Origin of the sequence: Myxococcus llanfairpwllgwyngyllgogerychwyrndrobwllllantysiliogogogochensis (genome assembly GCF_006636215.1) — a bacterium.
Classification (GTDB): domain Bacteria; phylum Myxococcota; class Myxococcia; order Myxococcales; family Myxococcaceae; genus Myxococcus; species Myxococcus llanfairpwllgwyngyllgogerychwyrndrobwllllantysiliogogogochensis.
This window is the reverse complement of sequence record NZ_VIFM01000070.1, coordinates 12,465-27,929: the sequence shown is the minus strand read 5'-3', so window position 1 is coordinate 27,929 and position 15,465 is coordinate 12,465. Positions and strand designations below refer to the sequence as shown.

At 67.9% G+C, this 15,465-nt stretch carries 16 protein-coding genes; 5 read left to right on the top strand and 11 right to left on the bottom strand.

Going from position 1 to position 15,465, the window contains the following annotated elements:
- Positions 1-82 precede the first annotated feature (82 nt).
- On the top strand, positions 83-859 hold the full coding sequence (locus tag FJV41_RS19020; protein ID WP_141643930.1) for a class I SAM-dependent methyltransferase: 777 nt from the start codon (positions 83-85) through the stop codon (positions 857-859).
- A gap of 139 nt (positions 860-998) precedes the next feature.
- Positions 999-1,856: a PA5033 family protein gene (locus FJV41_RS19015; protein ID WP_141643929.1), complete on the top strand. Its 858-nt coding sequence runs from the start codon at positions 999-1,001 to the stop codon at positions 1,854-1,856.
- Positions 1,857-1,974: 118 nt separating this feature from the next.
- Here FJV41_RS19015 and FJV41_RS19010 read toward each other — a convergent pair whose 3' ends face one another.
- The 5 genes from FJV41_RS19010 to FJV41_RS18990 all read right to left on the bottom strand — a co-directional run bounded on the left by FJV41_RS19010 (position 1,975) and on the right by FJV41_RS18990 (position 8,135).
- On the bottom strand, positions 1,975-3,627 hold the full coding sequence (locus FJV41_RS19010; RefSeq protein ID WP_141643928.1) for a carboxylesterase family protein: 1,653 nt from the start codon (positions 3,625-3,627) through the stop codon (positions 1,975-1,977).
- Positions 3,628-3,899: 272 nt separating this feature from the next.
- Positions 3,900-4,229, bottom strand: a complete 330-nt coding sequence (locus FJV41_RS19005; protein ID WP_141643927.1) for a YgdI/YgdR family lipoprotein — start codon at positions 4,227-4,229, stop codon at positions 3,900-3,902.
- A gap of 306 nt (positions 4,230-4,535) precedes the next feature.
- Entirely contained in the window at positions 4,536-4,955 is a 420-nt protein-coding gene (locus FJV41_RS19000) for a type II secretion system protein GspG (protein WP_141643926.1), read from the bottom strand.
- Positions 4,956-5,149: 194 nt separating this feature from the next.
- A complete protein-coding gene (gene pdxR, locus FJV41_RS18995) occupies positions 5,150-6,580 on the bottom strand; it encodes a MocR-like pyridoxine biosynthesis transcription factor PdxR (RefSeq protein WP_141643925.1) in 1,431 nt (476 codons plus the stop codon).
- Positions 6,581-7,163: 583 nt separating this feature from the next.
- The gene (locus tag FJV41_RS18990) at positions 7,164-8,135 is read right to left on the bottom strand and encodes a zinc-binding dehydrogenase (RefSeq protein ID WP_141643924.1); all 972 of its coding nucleotides are present in this window, start codon (positions 8,133-8,135) and stop codon (positions 7,164-7,166) included.
- Positions 8,136-8,292: 157 nt separating this feature from the next.
- Here FJV41_RS18990 and soxR point away from each other — a divergent pair, with 157 nt between their 5' ends.
- Entirely contained in the window at positions 8,293-8,760 is a 468-nt protein-coding gene (gene soxR / locus FJV41_RS18985) for a redox-sensitive transcriptional activator SoxR (RefSeq protein ID WP_141643923.1), read from the top strand.
- A 9-nt stretch (positions 8,761-8,769) separates the two neighbouring features.
- Here the strand turns inward: soxR and FJV41_RS18980 are convergent, their stop codons facing one another.
- Positions 8,770-10,605 (bottom strand): M4 family metallopeptidase, encoded by a 1,836-nt coding sequence (locus FJV41_RS18980; protein ID WP_141643922.1) that lies wholly within the window; start codon positions 10,603-10,605, stop codon positions 8,770-8,772.
- A gap of 124 nt (positions 10,606-10,729) precedes the next feature.
- A complete protein-coding gene (locus tag FJV41_RS18975) occupies positions 10,730-11,335 on the bottom strand; it encodes a peroxiredoxin-like family protein (RefSeq protein ID WP_141643921.1) in 606 nt (201 codons plus the stop codon).
- A gap of 68 nt (positions 11,336-11,403) precedes the next feature.
- Here FJV41_RS18975 and FJV41_RS18970 point away from each other — a divergent pair, with 68 nt between their 5' ends.
- Positions 11,404-12,033: a TetR/AcrR family transcriptional regulator C-terminal domain-containing protein gene (locus tag FJV41_RS18970; RefSeq protein WP_141643920.1), complete on the top strand. Its 630-nt coding sequence runs from the start codon at positions 11,404-11,406 to the stop codon at positions 12,031-12,033.
- A gap of 19 nt (positions 12,034-12,052) precedes the next feature.
- Here the strand turns inward: FJV41_RS18970 and FJV41_RS18965 are convergent, their stop codons facing one another.
- The 4 genes from FJV41_RS18965 to FJV41_RS18950 all read right to left on the bottom strand — a co-directional run bounded on the left by FJV41_RS18965 (position 12,053) and on the right by FJV41_RS18950 (position 14,545).
- Positions 12,053-12,592, bottom strand: a complete 540-nt coding sequence (locus FJV41_RS18965; protein WP_141643919.1) for a hypothetical protein — start codon at positions 12,590-12,592, stop codon at positions 12,053-12,055.
- Positions 12,593-12,613: 21 nt separating this feature from the next.
- On the bottom strand, positions 12,614-13,051 hold the full coding sequence (locus tag FJV41_RS18960) for a GFA family protein (protein WP_141643918.1): 438 nt from the start codon (positions 13,049-13,051) through the stop codon (positions 12,614-12,616).
- Between the two features lie 67 nt (positions 13,052-13,118).
- The gene (locus FJV41_RS18955; protein ID WP_141643917.1) at positions 13,119-13,685 is read right to left on the bottom strand and encodes a hypothetical protein; all 567 of its coding nucleotides are present in this window, start codon (positions 13,683-13,685) and stop codon (positions 13,119-13,121) included.
- A gap of 47 nt (positions 13,686-13,732) precedes the next feature.
- Positions 13,733-14,545, bottom strand: a complete 813-nt coding sequence (locus FJV41_RS18950; protein ID WP_141643916.1) for an AraC family transcriptional regulator — start codon at positions 14,543-14,545, stop codon at positions 13,733-13,735.
- A 168-nt stretch (positions 14,546-14,713) separates the two neighbouring features.
- Between FJV41_RS18950 and FJV41_RS18945 the strand changes: the two genes are divergently transcribed.
- Positions 14,714-15,460, top strand: coding sequence for an SDR family oxidoreductase (locus tag FJV41_RS18945; protein WP_141643915.1), 747 nt, complete (start codon positions 14,714-14,716; stop codon positions 15,458-15,460).
- Positions 15,461-15,465 lie beyond the last annotated feature (5 nt).

Sequence of the window (15,465 nt, the reverse complement as noted above, 5' to 3'; positions counted from 1 at the left end):
AATGTCCTCGGCACGCTGGCCCGCGCGAAGAAAGGACAGGTCTCCACCACGACGCACGGAGCCTCGCGATAGAAGCCAGGGCATGTCGCGAACGTACGAGGAACTGGAAGCCGAGGCCGCGAGTGCCCCCGTGGAAGGCTGGGACTTCTCCTGGCTGAACGGTCGCGCCACCGAGCAACGCCCCTCCTGGGGCTATCTGCGACAACTGGGTGAGCGAATGGCCCGAGCCTCCGCCGCGCTCGATATCCAGACCGGCGGTGGCGAGGTGCTCGCGGGGGTGCCGAAGCGGCCTCCCCTCACCGTGGCGACCGAGTCGTGGCCACCCAATGTCGCGAAGGCAACAAAGCTGCTGCACCCGCTCGGCGTGGTCGTCGTCGCCGACTCCGACGAGCCGCCCCTCCCCTTCGCCGACAGCGCCTTCGACCTGGTCGTCAGCCGCCACCCGGTGACGACGTGGTGGACGGAGATTGCCCGCGTCCTCCAACCCGGCGGAACCTATTTCTCCCAGCAGGTCGGCCCCGCCAGCGTCTTCGAGCTCGTGGAGTTCTTCCTCGGCCCCCTGCCCGCCGAAATCCACCGCAGGCGCCACCCCGACGACGCACGTGCCCAGGCGGAGTCCGCCGGACTCCATGTCACCGACCTGCGGCTGGAGTCCCTGCGCACCGAGTTCTTCGACATCGGCGCGGTCATCTACTTCCTGCGCAAGGTCATCTGGATGGTCCCGGACTTCACCGTCGAGCGCTACCGCCCCCAGCTCCGGGCCCTCCACGAGCGCATCCAGCGCGACGGCCCCTTCGTCGCCCGCACGACACGCTTCCTCATCGAGGCACACAAGCCCAGCGCATCCTCCAACAGGTAAGGATTCAGGGACGGACGTCGCCACGGACCTCTGGCGATAGGGAAACGGGGCAGGTCATTTACACGCCCAGTGCGAATTGGCGATATTCCAGAGAAGTCCTGATAGTCAGACCTATCTGGACTCAGACCGCGAGGCGCACATGTCCCGGAAGAGTGCATTGGTTTCAGGCAGTTCCTTCGTCCAAACAACGCTCCTGCTGCTCACCCTGAGCGCGAGCCCCGTGTATGCGGCGGGCACATTCATGGGGGCGTGGGACCTGAATGGAGATGGCACGCTGGAGTCCGTCTACAACAACCTGAGCTACATCGAGGTCCAACAAACGAATGGCGGCAATCGCACGTACCCCATCTCGACGGGCGCCTGGACGTTCCTTCAGGCGACGGACATGGATGGCTCGCCGGGCGCCGAGCTGGCCTTCAACGCGGGAAACCTGGTCCGGGTCATCACCCACCGGACCGCGGCGACACGCGACTATCCCATCTCCGGCGGGGCCTGGGCTCCGATTGGCTTCAGCAACATGGATGGACTCGCGGGCCAGGAGCTGGCCGTCAACGCGGGGAGCTTCGTCCGGGTCATCACCCACCGGCTCTCGGCGACACGCGACTATGCCATCTCCGGGGGCGCGTGGACGCCGCTGGGCTTTCATGACCTGACCGGCGACGGAGCGACTGAACTGCCCATCAACACGGGTGCCGCCATTCGAATCATCGACCACCAGGCGTCAGGGACTCGTGACTACCCCATCTCCAGCGGCACCTGGGCGCTGATGGGCGTCGCCGACACGAATGGACAGCCGGGCGCCGAGTTGATCATCAACAACGTCTCGTACGTGAGGATCATCCGGGACGCCAGCCGCGCCACGCGGGACTACCCCATCGCCGGATTCTGGACCCTGCAGATGATCGCCAACATCGATGGCCTGGCCGGGGACGAAGTCGTGATCAGCACCAGCTCCTCCACCAAGACCATCTACGACGCCCAGGGAATCATCCGCTAGTCATTAACGAGAACATCCGGCGGCACCGGCGCGGAGGATATCCAACCCCCACGCCGGGCCGCCGGTGTGACCTGCACCGCGGCTTCGGACCTCATCTCCGTCCGGAGAGAGATGAACCTCAGGGGCGCTGCTGCGCGAGCATCCAGCTCAACACCTTCGGGTCCTGGTAGACGCGGTCCCAGATTTCATGGCCGCCGTCATGAAAGAGGGTGAAGAGCACCGGGCGCTCGGGAGGATTCCCATTCGCATCCTGGGCCGTCTGGCCGTCGACCCAGTCCCACCGCCCCAGTGCCGGGCGGAAGAACGCGGTCTGCGCCCGAGGCGGATAGGTGTACGTGTCCATGACGGTTCCCGTGGCCCCCATGGCCTGTCCCAGCCGGGTGAACCATTCGCGTGTCCCCGAATACGAGACGGGGTCGTTGATGGCGTGTGAGCCCCAGACCGGGAGGTTGGCGTCCACCATGGCCTGCGCGCGAGCGGCGGAGGCGCCGTAGCCTCCGTTGCACACGGGAACCGCGGCCGCCAGCTTCGCGGGGAAGCTCTGCGCATAGGAGAACGTGCCCGCGCCGCCCATGCTGAGGCCCGTCAGGTACACGCGCTTCCTGTCCACCTTGTACGTCGACAGGATTCGCTCGATGAAGGGGTTCAGGCTGTCCAGGGCCTCCTGGTCGTTCCAGTAGCTGCTGGTGCTCGTCTGGGGCGACACGAGGATGAAGGGATAGTCCTTCCCGTTCTTGTCGATGTACGACTGGAGCCCCATGTTCCGGACGCGCTTGAGCTGGTTGGTGCCGCCGTCGCCTCGCTCACCCGCGCCGTGCAGGAAGATGACGATGGGCCAGTTCGTGGCCGCGTTGTAGCCCGGCGGCAGGTACACGACGTAGCCATAGTTCCCCGGGAGCGTGCTCGTGGTGTCCCTGTAGATTTCAGTGGTCGTGCCTCGCCCGGTGCTGGCGGGCTCCACCCGCACCTTGGTGCGTGAGGTGGCCGTGGCCCCCTGGTCATCCGTCACGAGCAGGTCGAACTCGTAGAGCCCCGCCACCAGGCCCGAGGCCGTGGCGGTCAGGGTGCTCGCGCCCGTCAGCGTGGCGGTGTTCGGCCCGGAGAACTGGGTCCACTGCCGGGAGACCACCGTTCCGTCCGAGTCGCTCGCCGTGCCGGTGAGCTGCGCGGACGACGTGGGCAGCACCACCGTCTGGTCCAGGCCCGCCGAGGCCGTGGGAGGCACGTTGGCGGGCGGGCCCACCGGCGCGCCATAGATGACGATTTCGTTCGACGCTCCGTACATGGTGCGCGCGAAGTGGATGTAGCGCGTGCGCTGGCCCACGGGCACCAGTTGCCACGTCTCCCACAGGGTGGTGTTGATGGTGAAGGTGGAGGTCCATGCACCCGGCGCCCCCACACGGAAGGAGACCGAGCCGTTGTGGTCGTACGTGTCGAACACGCCGACTTCCGTCACGTCGTGGAGCTGGCCCAGGTCGATGATGAAACCCATGGGGTACTGGGTCTCGTTGTAGACGACGTTGCCCCAGGTCGTCGCGGGCTTGAAGGTCGAGCCCGCGCGCGGGTCACCTATCAGCGCCTGCTCGTCGTAGAGGTTTTGATAGACGCCCAGCGTCGGGCGGACACCGTCCGGTTGAACCATCGCCGGAGTGATGGCCAGCTTCTGTCCCACGAGCGGCGAGGACGTGGAGGAGAGGGCCTGCTCGGCGCCACCGTCCTCGGGAACTCCACATCCGACCAGCAACACGCCCAGCGAGGCGAAACCACGCATCCATACGTCACGAAGCCGCGAACGAATCACAAAGCCTCCTCATTCAGAGATGGTGAGGAGGGCCAAGCAATCCTGACTAATCTCGATTGTCCAGATTAATCAATTTCTGATGTTCTTGTTCCCCGGAAGGCACCGTCTGCCCCGGCAATTCGTGGTCATTCCGCAACCATATTGCTGTGGTATAGCATATTCCCTTGACGAGATGGCGCTCCGACCTCCCGGGACCTCCCGGCCACGGCCGAGAGGTCCCTTGGGATGCCCGCAGTGACAGCTCAGCAGGTCTTTCTGATGAGCGCCTGACAGTGCTTGATGGCCTGGGCGATGGTACAGCCGGTGGCCGTGCAATGCGGCCGCCCCGTGTTCGGATGTCTGCAGTAATTGAGCACCACCCAGCAGGCGAGATTGTCCTCGTCCACGCTCATATTGGCGACTTCGGCGTCCGGTGCCTGCTCGCCCGGCTCAGCCGTCCGCTGTTCGATGACCAGCTCGCGGCCATCCTCGGTGGTCATCACCTGGCCGGTCTCCGGCGGGCTCGCCTCATCAGTGCCACAGCCGACGAGCGGCATCATTGCCAGGAACATTCCCAGGAACAGCTTCTTCATGGTCAGGCCTTTCTCTTGGACGAGAGGACGCCCCACGGGCGCCACCGGAGGTTCGGATGAAATCCGGCCTTCGATGCCTAAACCGCGAAACAATAAAACACAAACACCATGACCCAATCGACAGACATGAGACATTCAGGATGTAGCATTCTGGCGGTATGAGCCAGGAGAGCCCAGACAGGTACCCCGCTCGCTGCGGGGAGAGCATGCGGGGTCTGGCCCCAACGACTCGGCACCGCGATGCGGGCGGTGCCGGAGGGAACAAGCGGGCCCGCCCTGTTCCCCGCACCCGTCGGATGGGCGGACTCAGCCCTTCTGGGAGTTCGCGGGCGAGGAGGAGATGTCCGCGTCCTCTCCCTCGCCACCCACGGTGCCGTCCGCTCCGTAGGAGATGACGACGGGCCGGCCTCCCTCGTTGAGATACACGTAGTCGTTCTGCCACGGGTCCTTGGGGAGCTGCTCCAGGGTCCGACTCTCCACCAACGCGCCGAGCCCGGACTGCGTGTCTGGGAAGCGGCCCTTCTTCGAGTAGTGGAGCTTGAGCGCGGTTTCGATGGTCTTGATATCCAACGAGGCCCGGTCTCCCCTCGCCTCACCCAACGTCGGAATGACAGCCACCCCGACGGCCGCGGCGATGAGGCCGAGGATGGTGATGACCACCATGATTTCAATGAGCGTCATGCCGCGATTGCGACGGCGCTGCTGCCTGGACTTGTTCTGGTTCATGCCTGTTCTTCACCTCATGTGACGTAATGGCAGGCCCCCACCTCGCCACGCGTGTCGCCCTGTCCTTCGGCACCCTGGCTTCGCGCATGGCGCTGCCCTGAAGGGCCCTCTTCCGACCTCCGGCGTCGGGCCCGGGGGCCTCCAGTGCAGGCCACGTGCCGTCATGAGGTTCGTCAGGGCCGCGAGCCCGGTGGTTACCGCGTCGCCGCGAGGACCGCGGCCAGCCGCCGTACGCCTTCGTCGATCCGGTTCACGGGAATGCCCCCGTACCCGAGGACGAGCCCTTGGGGAGGTGTGGGGGCGGTGGAGAAGCGAGACAACGGATACACCGCGATGCCCTCCGCGTTCGCGGCGCGCGCGACCTCGTCGGCGTGCAATCGCTCGTCCCGGAACAGGGCACACAGGTGGAGCCCAGCCACCGATGGAGCGGGCTCCGCCCAGGTCCCCAGGTGGCGCTCGATGGCGCTCACCAGTCGATCACGGCGGGACTGGTACTCCTTCCGGGCCCGGCGGACATGCCGCGCCAGCAGCCCTTCTTCCATGAACCGCGCCAGAGCGGCTTGAGTCGTGAGGGGACTGTGCCAGTCCGTCAGGGCCTTGGCGGCTCGCAGCGCGGGACGAATCGAGGGCGGGGCTATCAGGTACCCCACCCGAAGTTCCGGCAGCAGGGTCTTGGAGAACGACCCCACGTAGATGACTCGCCCGCCTCGGTCCAGGCTCTGGAGTGGCTCCAACGGTCGGTCGTCGAACCGGAACTCGCTGTCGTAGTCATCCTCGATGATGGCTGCCCGACGGCGTTCCGCCCAGGAGAGCAGCGCCATCCGCCGCGCCAGGGACATGGGCATGCCGAGTGGAAACTGATGGGACGGCGTGGTGTAGACCACCGCCGCGTTCTCCGGCAATGCGTCCACCGCCAGCCCTTCCGCATCCAGCGGCACCGGATGAACCCGCGCCCCCTGTGACTGAAACAGCAGTCGCGCCATGGGGTAGCCAGGGTCTTCCATGGCCACCACGGCGCCCGGCTCCCACAGGACGCGGCCGATGAGGTCCAGCGCCTGCTGGGTTCCGTTGGTGATGAGGATGTCCTCGGCTGTCGCCTGAATCGACCGGGCGACTCCTACATGTCGCGCGATGGCTTGCCTCAGTCGAAGCAGCCCAGAAGGCTCCTGGTAGAGCGCCTTGCGGTTCTCCGCTGAATGCAACTCCCGGGTCACCAGCCTGCGCCAGGCGGCGAACGGGAAGAGTCGCGCATCCGGAATCCCGGCGCGAAAGTCGAAGGCGGGTTTTCGCGCCGGGCGTTCCGGTCCCACGGTGACTCGGTCCCAAACGGGCAGAGGGCGGAGCCCCGTTCCGGACAGGGCGTTGCGTCGCTGTTCGGCTGGCGCTATCGGCGACCGAACGAAGGTGCCCGAACCCACGCGCGCGGAGAGGAAGCCCTCCGAGGTCAGTCGTTCATAGGCGGCGGTGACGGTATTGCGGGAGACCTTCAGTCGGTCAGCCAGCTCTCGCGTGGGAGGAAGGTTGTCGCCACTTCGAATGCGACCCTCGAGAATGGCATCCCTCAACTGGCGGTAGAGCTGCGTGGCAAGCCCGTGTCGTCCGGAGACCGTCAAGTGGAGGTCCATCGCGGCCATCCTCATTGGCCCCTTGGAAAGGGTCAATGTGTGGACACCTATGGGTCCACTGCGTCGGGAGCGTGGGTCCTCCGTTGAATCCAGCGTGCGGCCCGTGCCCAGGTTGCCCGGCGGTCGAACTCCTCCGCCCGCCACTGGGTGGAGACCATCGTCCCTCGGCCCTGGAACCGTCGAACCACTCGCACGTGGGGGGCCCAGCGCACGAAGCGTCGAAGGTCCTCTTCGCTCTTCCATACGGAAACCGACCCGGACCTTCGGCCCAGGACCTCAAACCACAACCACGTTCCCACCGCGCCCTCGAGCTGTGGCCAGGCTTGTCTCAGCTTCGAGCCCTCCCACCAGATCGCCGGTATGTCTCGGATGTATGCGGCGGTGAATTCGGTCACGCTGATGAGTACCGGGCCCGGCGCTACCTGCGCACCCCCGGCCTTCCACCGACTTCTCCTCATGAGTCACTCCTCCTGATGGTGTTCCAGGGTGGAGGGCGGATTGGCTCTACTCAAGGGCCAATCCGGAGAAGAATGAAGGAGCCAATTGACGGCGTTCGCCAGCTCCGGCCCACAGGGCCCGCCGCTCAAATCAGCAACAGCGCCTTGCCGGTGATGCTTCGGGCCGTGAGCGCCGCATGGGCGTCCCCCGCCCGCTCCAGGGGGAAGGCCTGCCCGATGACCGGCCGCAGCCGTCCCGCCACGGCCAACGCCAGCGTCTGCTCCGTCAACCGCTGACGCTCCGGCAGGGGGAACTGGACCTGCTGAATGCCGCGCACCGAGATGTGCCGCCGCTCCGCCTCGGCCGTGTCGATTTCGGCGAACCCACCACCAGGTGCCCCGTGCGCGGAGAACTGTCCTCCTCGCGCCGTCACCCCGAAGGCCGTCTGGCCCAGCTCGCTGCCAGCGCCGTCGAACACCACGTCCGCGCCCCGCCCGTCCGTGGCGTCCAGCACCCGCTGGCCCCAGTCCGGCTGGGAGTAGTCCACCACGACGTCGGCGCCGAGCTCCCGGAGGAGCGCAAGCTTCCGCGCCCCCCGCGCCGCGCCGATGACCCGCGCTCCGGCCGCGTGCGCGAGCTGCACCAGCAGGACACCCATCCCTCCCCCCGCCGCGGTGACGAGCACCCACTGTCCCGGGCGAATCGCCGCCTTCTCCATCAGTCCCAGCGCGGTGGGACCATCGGACCGGAGCGCCGTCGCGTCGCGCAGCTCCAGCCCGTCCGGCACAGGGACCATCTTCCGCACCGAGACGACAGCACGCTCCGCATACCCCCCGCGCTCCTCCGTGTTGGCGATGACCCGCCGACCCACCCAGCCCGGGTCCACGCCCTCACCCACCGCGCTCACCGTCCCACCCACGCCGAAGCCCGGCACGTAGGGCGGGTCAATCTTGAAGAACTCTCGTCCCCAACCTGTCCGAATCTGCGTCTCGACGAAGATGATGTCCGCGAAGGAGACCTCCACGAGGACCTCGCCGGCCCCGGGCCTGGGCTCGGGCACCTCACGGGGTTCCAACACCTCTGGCCCACCGAACCTCGACACCTGGATTGCGCGCATGCGTTTCACCCTCCATGGCCGCGCGGACACGGCGAAGCCAGGCGGCGAGACACCATGTCCCGCCTGCCTGCCCGCTCGTGACTCGAACGCCGCACGCCAGGAAATCTGCGACTTCAAGTGCACTTGAAGTCAAGGCGAAGTGCGCGCATATCGAGGCATGGACGAGTCGCTCACGATTGGACAGCTGTCCCGGCGAACCGGCGTCGCGACCTCCGCGCTGCGCTTCTACGAGGAGCGGGGCCTCATCCACTCCGAGCGGACCTCCGCGCGCCACCGACGCTTCGCCAGGCCCGTCATCCGGCGCGTGGCGTTCATCGTCTTCGCCCAGCGCGTGGGGCTCAGCCTCGAAGAGGTCGGCCGGGAGCTCGCCAGACTGCCCGTCGACACCGTCCCAGGCCGACAAGACTGGGCTCGGCTGTCCGGGACGTGGAGTCAGCGCATCGACGAGCGCATCGCCGAGCTCGAGCGGCTCAAGGCGGGGCTGACAGGGTGCATCGGCTGCGGCTGTCTCTCATTGGACCGCTGCCGCTACGTGAATCCAGGAGACCGGGCCGCCGCACAGGGGCCCGGTCCACGCTTCTGGGTCAGGGCTCCGAAACACGAGCCACCGACCCAGGAGCGATGAAGCGGACGGCTACTTCACACCCACCGCGGCCCAGCTCTCCAGCACCTTCGCGGCCTCGACGGAGTCCTTGCCGTAGAGGTCCTGCGCCGCCTTGAGCGTGGCCTCCTTCGCCTGGGCGAAGTTGGTCTGCGGCGTCATGTAAAAGCTCAGGGCGCGGGAGTAGATCTTCAGGCCCTTCTCGATGCCGATGCCGTCCTTCACCTCGGTGTTGGAGGTGCGGTTCTTGCCGCCCTCGGACAGCAGGAAGAAGGCGTTGTTGGCGATGCCCGAGTTGATGTGCACGCCGCCGTTGTCCTGCGAGCCCTTGTAGCGCTTGGAGTAGTGGTCCGGCGACATGCCGTCGCTGGACGGGTTGCTCAAGTCACGCAGGCCGTCGGTGGGGTCGCCGTTGTTCGGGGTGAACGTGTCCTCGCCCACCGTCCAGTCGAACTTGACCGCCTCGTTCTTCTGGCTCGCGTGCCACTCCACGCCCACGCCCATGATGTCGCTGAACGCCTCGTTGAGGGCGCCCGACTCGTTGCGGTACTCGAGGCCCGCGGTGCGCTCAGTCAGACCGTGGGTGATTTCGTGGCCCGCGATGTCCAGCGTGGTGAGCGAGCCGAACTGGTCGCCGTCGCCATCGCCGTAGTTCATCTTCTCGCCATCCCAGAAGGCGTTGGCGAAGTCGTTGCCCACGTGCACGTCGGAGATGAGCTTCTCGCCCTTGCCGTCGATGGAGTCGCGGCCGAGCACTTCCTTGTAGAAGTCGTACGTCGCCTGCGCGCCGTACTGCGCGTCCACCGCGTCCTTGGTGCGCGCGGAGTCGGTCGCCTCGCCCCAGACGTTGTTGGCGTCGGTGACGGGGGCGTGGACGCCGTCCTGCCTCGGGTCATCCGGGTTGCGGTTGAGCGCGTCACGCGTCAGCACACCGCCGCCGCGCGAGGTGTCCTCCAGCGTGAACGTGCCGTCCGCGTTCTTCGTGCTGCCGATCTCCACCTTGCCGCTGTACTGGGTGGTGTCGTCCGCCTTGCTCGCCGTGGGCTCCTTCGACGGCCCGGTGGGCGTCGTCGGCTCGGTGGTGCCCGCGAGGGAGGGCCGGGCGTGCGCATGGTCCGCGCCGTGCGCGTGGTGACCCACGCCGCCCATCTGGTTGTACTGCTCCATCACCTTGCCGGTGTTCGCGTCGACCAGGTAGTGCATGCGGCGCGGGTCCTTGCCCGGGCCCACGTCCGTCGTGTTGCTCATCTCCACGTGGTACGCCGCGCGGTACTCGCCGCTGGCATCCTTGAAGATGACGCGCTCGGAGACGGGCTTGCGGTCCGTCGCGCCGCCGAACTCCTTCTGGGCCACGGACAGCGCGTCCTGCGCGCTCAGCTTCGTGGGGCTCTTGCCCAGGCCCGCGGGGATGGTGGACACGTCGCCGGTGACGCTGTCGACCTTGCCCTCGCGCGTCAGGTGGCTGACCACCTGCTCACCAAAGACGGGGACGCCCTCGCTCTTGCGGTCCATGCGCACGTGCGTCATGCCCAGGTCGTCCTGCTCCACCGCGCGCGGCGCGAAGTCCGTGGCGTTGACGCCCGGCCTGCCGGCCAGCAGCTGCGAGACAGTGGGCGCGCCCTGCTTCTGGAGGTAGTCCACCGTCGTCTGGATGGCGGCCTTGCTCGACTCGCTGTCCAGGGCCACGGGACCGGACTTCACCGGCGGGGCCAGCGGCGCGGCCGGCTTCACCTGCGCGGGACGCACCGGCGCCTCGAACGAGGAGCCCTCGGCGAAGCCCACGGCCTTGTTCTTCACCTCCGCGGTGACGGGCCGGGAGTCAGCGGGACGCGTGACGGGAAGCTTCGGGAGGTCGGCGCGAATCTTCATGGTGGGGGTGCCCAGAGGTTGAAGTACGGCTTGCGTAGGTATTCTCGATTCCTGCGAGCCCGGGTTGTGTCTCCGTAAGAGGAAACCGCACACACTTCCCGTCGGTGCACCCAACCCCCTGGAATCACTGCACTGGGATGGGCTGGAGGCGCGCGGGAGCGGGGCGGACCTGGGCCAGCAGCTCGTCCACGGACCACTGGTCGTCCGCGTGCTCGCCGTACTTCACGGCCAGTATTTCCCCCTCACTTCCAATGAGGAAGTCCGCGGGCAGCCCCAGCCGCCCTCCCGCCGGGAGCACCGGTGGGGCCGGATGCCGCCCGGTGAAGAAGTCCCCGAAGCCGTTGATGAGCGCCCGGAGGAGCCCGCCCCAGACCCGAGGGTCCAGGAGCGCCCGGGGCGCGGCCTCCACGCCGTACTCCCGATAGAGGCGTCGTCGAGGATCACCCACGAGGGCGAACGGGAGGGCCCCCTCATAGGTGCGCAGCTCCTCCGCGCTCGAGTGGAAGACGACGACTTCCCGCACCCCCACCGCCTTCAGCTCCTCGTGGCGTCGCGCGAAGGAGCGCAGGTGCAGGTGGCAGATGGGGCACCCGGCGAAGCGCCGGAACTGGAGGTGCACCGTCATCCCCGGCTCGGGGATGCGGACCGTCCCTCCAGAAACAGTCTCCAGCTCCCTCGCGGTGAACCGCTCCCCCACGGACCACTTCCGGCCTTCCGTTCGCGCGGACATCTCTTCCTCCAGCGTAGGCGTACGTTGTACTCCTAAACTAAGAAGGTGCCCCTTACGCTGTCAATCGAATGCCCCGTCCCCGCTCGCTCACTCCGTCAGCCATCGCCTCCGCCGCGCTCACCGTCATCGACCGGGAGGGGCTGGACGCGTTGACCATGCGCTCCGTGGCGAGCGCGCTCGGCATGGGCACCATGTCGCTGTATCGCTACGTGGAGGGCCGCGAGGCGCTGGAGTCGCTGGTGGTCGACACGGTGATGCGCGACACCGAGCTCCCCGCCCCGTCGTCGAGCGCGCGGTGGACGACCCGGGTGATGGGGCTGATGACGCGCGTGCGGGAGGCGGTCGTCCAACATCCCGCCGTCGCGCCCCTGCTGCTCACGCGCCGCCACTCCACGGAGGGCACGCTGGCGTGGGGTGAGGCGCTGCTGGGCCTGCTGACAGAGGGAGGCTTCGACGGCTCGGCGCGGGTCATCGCGTTCCGCACGCTGGTGAGCTACGTGTTCGGAGCCGTCCAGCTGTCGCACCTGGGCTCGCTCTCCGGCGACGGTACTGCCGCGCTCGCGGAGCTGGATGCGGCCACGTATCCGCTCCTCCGGGAGACCGCGCAGCGCGCGCGGCGCATCACACCGGAAGAGGAGTTCCGACGCAGCCTGGAGGTCATCCTGCGTGGACTCGAGGAGGCGGTGGCCCGCCGATGACGCGGGCTTCGCGCTCGCGTCACGGCGAGCGATGCGGCGCGGGTTCGTCGTAGGAGGCGTCGTTGCAGAGCAGGCAGCCCGTCTCGTGCAGGTAGACACGGTGCAGTTCGCACAGCCCGTTCTCGGGGGGCCCCTCCGGCCAGCGGTATTCAGGCGGTGGGGTGAGGCCTTCCCGGGGGAACTGCTCCACCATCTCGCGCAGCTGGCGCAGCAGGGGGAACAGCCGCTCCTCCACCGCGCCAGGGATGGAGGGCAGGTGCTCCCAGCCCTCCCGGTTCAGCGCCGCGTCCACGAGTTCGAGGAGGAAGCGCTTCTGCGTGGCGAAGACGTCCTCGGACTCGGACCACCCGAGCTCCGAGACGTCGAAGCCCACCATGCCCAGCCCCAGACGGCACTGGTCGCCCTCCACCACCCAGCGGGCCAGCCGCAGCTCCCAGTCCGTCCGGGCGCGCGGCATCACCGCGACCGCCAGGACGTTGAAGAGCACCGACAGCCGGACGTTGCTGACGTGGAGGCCAGGTGCCCCGGGCCCGCGCTCGCTGGTGATGAAGTCGCCCATGGGCGACACGCTACTTCGGGCTCAGGCGGCGCGAAGCGGCCACGGCTGGTTGCTCGGGCCGGCCTCCCAGTTGTTGTAGCGGCCATCCCAGTACTGGACGGTGAGCTTGGAGACGTCCACGCCGTCGAGGCAGCCCAGGTTGATGGAGCGGAAGTGGCCGCCCATCTCCTCGACGAAGCCTCCGCCGTAGCACTGGATGCCGCAGTGCTTGCAGAAGCGGCGGTAGTTCTGGCTGTCACCCACCCGGTACTCGCCCGTCTCGCTCTCACCCTGGAGAACGCGGAAGGCACTGGGGGGCATGGAGGTCGTCGTCGTTCCCACCTTGGTGCAGACGGTGCAGTTGCAGCGGTTCACCGGCTCCGCGAGGTCGAACTCGGCCTCGAAGCGCACGGCGCCGCAGTGACAGCCGCCGACGTACTTCTTGAAGGTGGGGGACTTCTGGGGGGCGGTCTCGCTCATGGTGGGTTCTCCTCGGTGCGGCGTGTTGATGGAGGGAGTTATGAACCCTGCCAGTGACAGGTGTATGTCAGGTTTCCGCGAGGCCCCCTGCCTGCCGGGCCTGACGCAGGAGGTCGAGCAACTCCCCCTGTGCCTTCTGACGCCCCGGATTGTCCTTGGAGCCCAGGCCCTGGTGCTCCAGCCAGGCGGTCACCATGGCTTGGCTGGCCCCCCTGGCTCGCGCCCAGGGGTCCGTCTCCTCGTCGACTTCACCCGTCGTCACGGCAGCCCACACCTCGGCGAGGTGGCTGGCGGCGTCGGCGAACGCGGCGGCGGCGGGCTTCCTGGCGAGAATCGACGCATTGCGCACGTCTCCCAGTTTGCTCGCGACGATGTGGGCCTGCCGGGGATGCGCCCCCGAGCAGGCCTGGGCGAATCGCTCCGCCGAGGGCCTCGCGCCCTGGATGCGCTCGGCGCACAGGCTCAGCCATGCCGAGCACGTCTGGAAGGCCCACTCGTCGGGAAAGTGGGCCACCACCCACCCCAACAAGGGGGAGAGGTGCTCGGCGCGCGCCCAGGCGTCCTCGGCGGAGTCGAAGTGGAGGTCGTTCGCCTGGAACAGGGCGAGCAGTTGCGTGGTGGGCGTCTCTGACATGGTGGACCCGGCTCTACGCCGCGCCTCACCTCACGGGCAACGTGGAATCACGCGCGCGAGCGGACGATGGCGCCCGGTGTCACTCCCAGGACCCGGCGCATGCACCGGGACATGTGGCTCTGGTGGGAGAAGCCCGCCTCCAGCGCGACCTGCCCCGTGGGCAGCCCACCGCGCAGCAACAGGGTGCGGGCCCGCTCCACCCTCCGTTGAATCACATACTCGTGGACGGGCAGTCCCGTGGAGCGCTTGAAGAGCGTCTTGAAGTGCGACGCGCTGACACCCGCCACGCGCGACAGGCTCGCGAGGGAGAGGTCTTCCTCCAGGTGCGCCTCCACGTAGTCCGTGACTCGCTGGAGCTGGGACGCGGGAAGCCCGCCGCGCGCCTCGGCCTGGGTCCGGTACCGGGCCAGCAGTCGCGCCGCGAGCGCCAGCCCCAGGCTCTCCCGGTAGAGCAGCCCGTTGGGGAAGTCCGCGCGGGACTCCGCCTCCAGCGCCCAGGCGATGTGCTCAATCTGCTCGTCGCGGAAGTGGTGGCGCGATTCCAGCCCCACCCGGTCCGGGTCCAGGCCCATGTCCTCGGCGGCCATCCGCAAGAGCGAGTGGGGCAGCCGCAGGTCCACCGCCGTGCTCGCGTCGTCCTCCACCCAGGTGTCCGACACGCCGGCGGGCATCAGGCTGAGGTCGCCCCGCGTGCGCAGTGAGCGGATGCGGCTGGAGTGACAGGCCACCCGGACGGGGTTGCCGGAATGGATGCTGATGAAGTGGTCCGCGCTGGCGGCGTGCAGAAAGTCACCCACGGCCGTCACGCGCATCTCGACACCGAGGCTGATTCGAGGAGTTCGTCGCGCGTGCTCGCTCATGGCGCCCGAATATAGGGGCCACCGGCTTTTCGTGCTCCCGAATCATCCGCGCGTGCGCGACCCGCGCGGGGGCCGTCGGTATTCCTTTCCCACATCCAACACGACGTGGCCGTCCGGTGGCGCTCGCCGCGCGGCCACGCCTCCAGCCAGGCGTCCGGAGTCATGCACATGGGCAGGTATTCAGGGAAGAAAGCGGTGGTGACCGGGGGAACCGCGGGCATCGGACTCGCAACGGTGAAGGCGCTGCTCGCGGAGGGCGCGGAGGTGCTGCTCACCGGGCGCAACGAGCAGGGCCTGGACACGGCACGCAAGGAGCTGGGTCCGCGGGCGCACGTGGTGCGCTCCGACACCGCGAGCCTGCGCGATATCGACGCGCTGGCCTCGCTCGTGAAGGAGAAACTGGGCTCGGTCGACTTCGTCCTCATCAACGCGGGCTACTCGAAGCTGCGCCCCTTCGACCAGGTGTCGGAGGCCGAGTACGACGAGACCTTCGGCATCAACACCAAGGGCGCGTTCTTCGCCGCGCAGCGGCTGGCGCCTCACGTCCGCGAAGGCGGGGCGTTCGTCTTCACCACCTCCGTGGCGGACGAACTGGGTGCACCGGGCATGAGCGCCTACGCGGGCGCGAAGGCGGCGGTCCGCGCCTTCGTCCGCGTGCTCGGCGTGGAGCTTCTGCCCCGAGGCATCCGCGTCAACGCGCTGAGCCCCGGCTTCACCCGGACGCCGACGTTGGGTGTCACCGGCGCCACGCCCGAGGAGGTGGCGGCCTTCGAGAAGGAGGGCGAGGAAATCACGCCCATGAAGCGCATCGGCTCCGCCGACGAAGTGGCGCGTGCGGCGCTGTTCCTCGGTTTCGAGGCGACGTTCACCACCGGCGCGGAGCTGCCCGTCGACGGCGGCCTCTCGCAGTTCTGATTCGA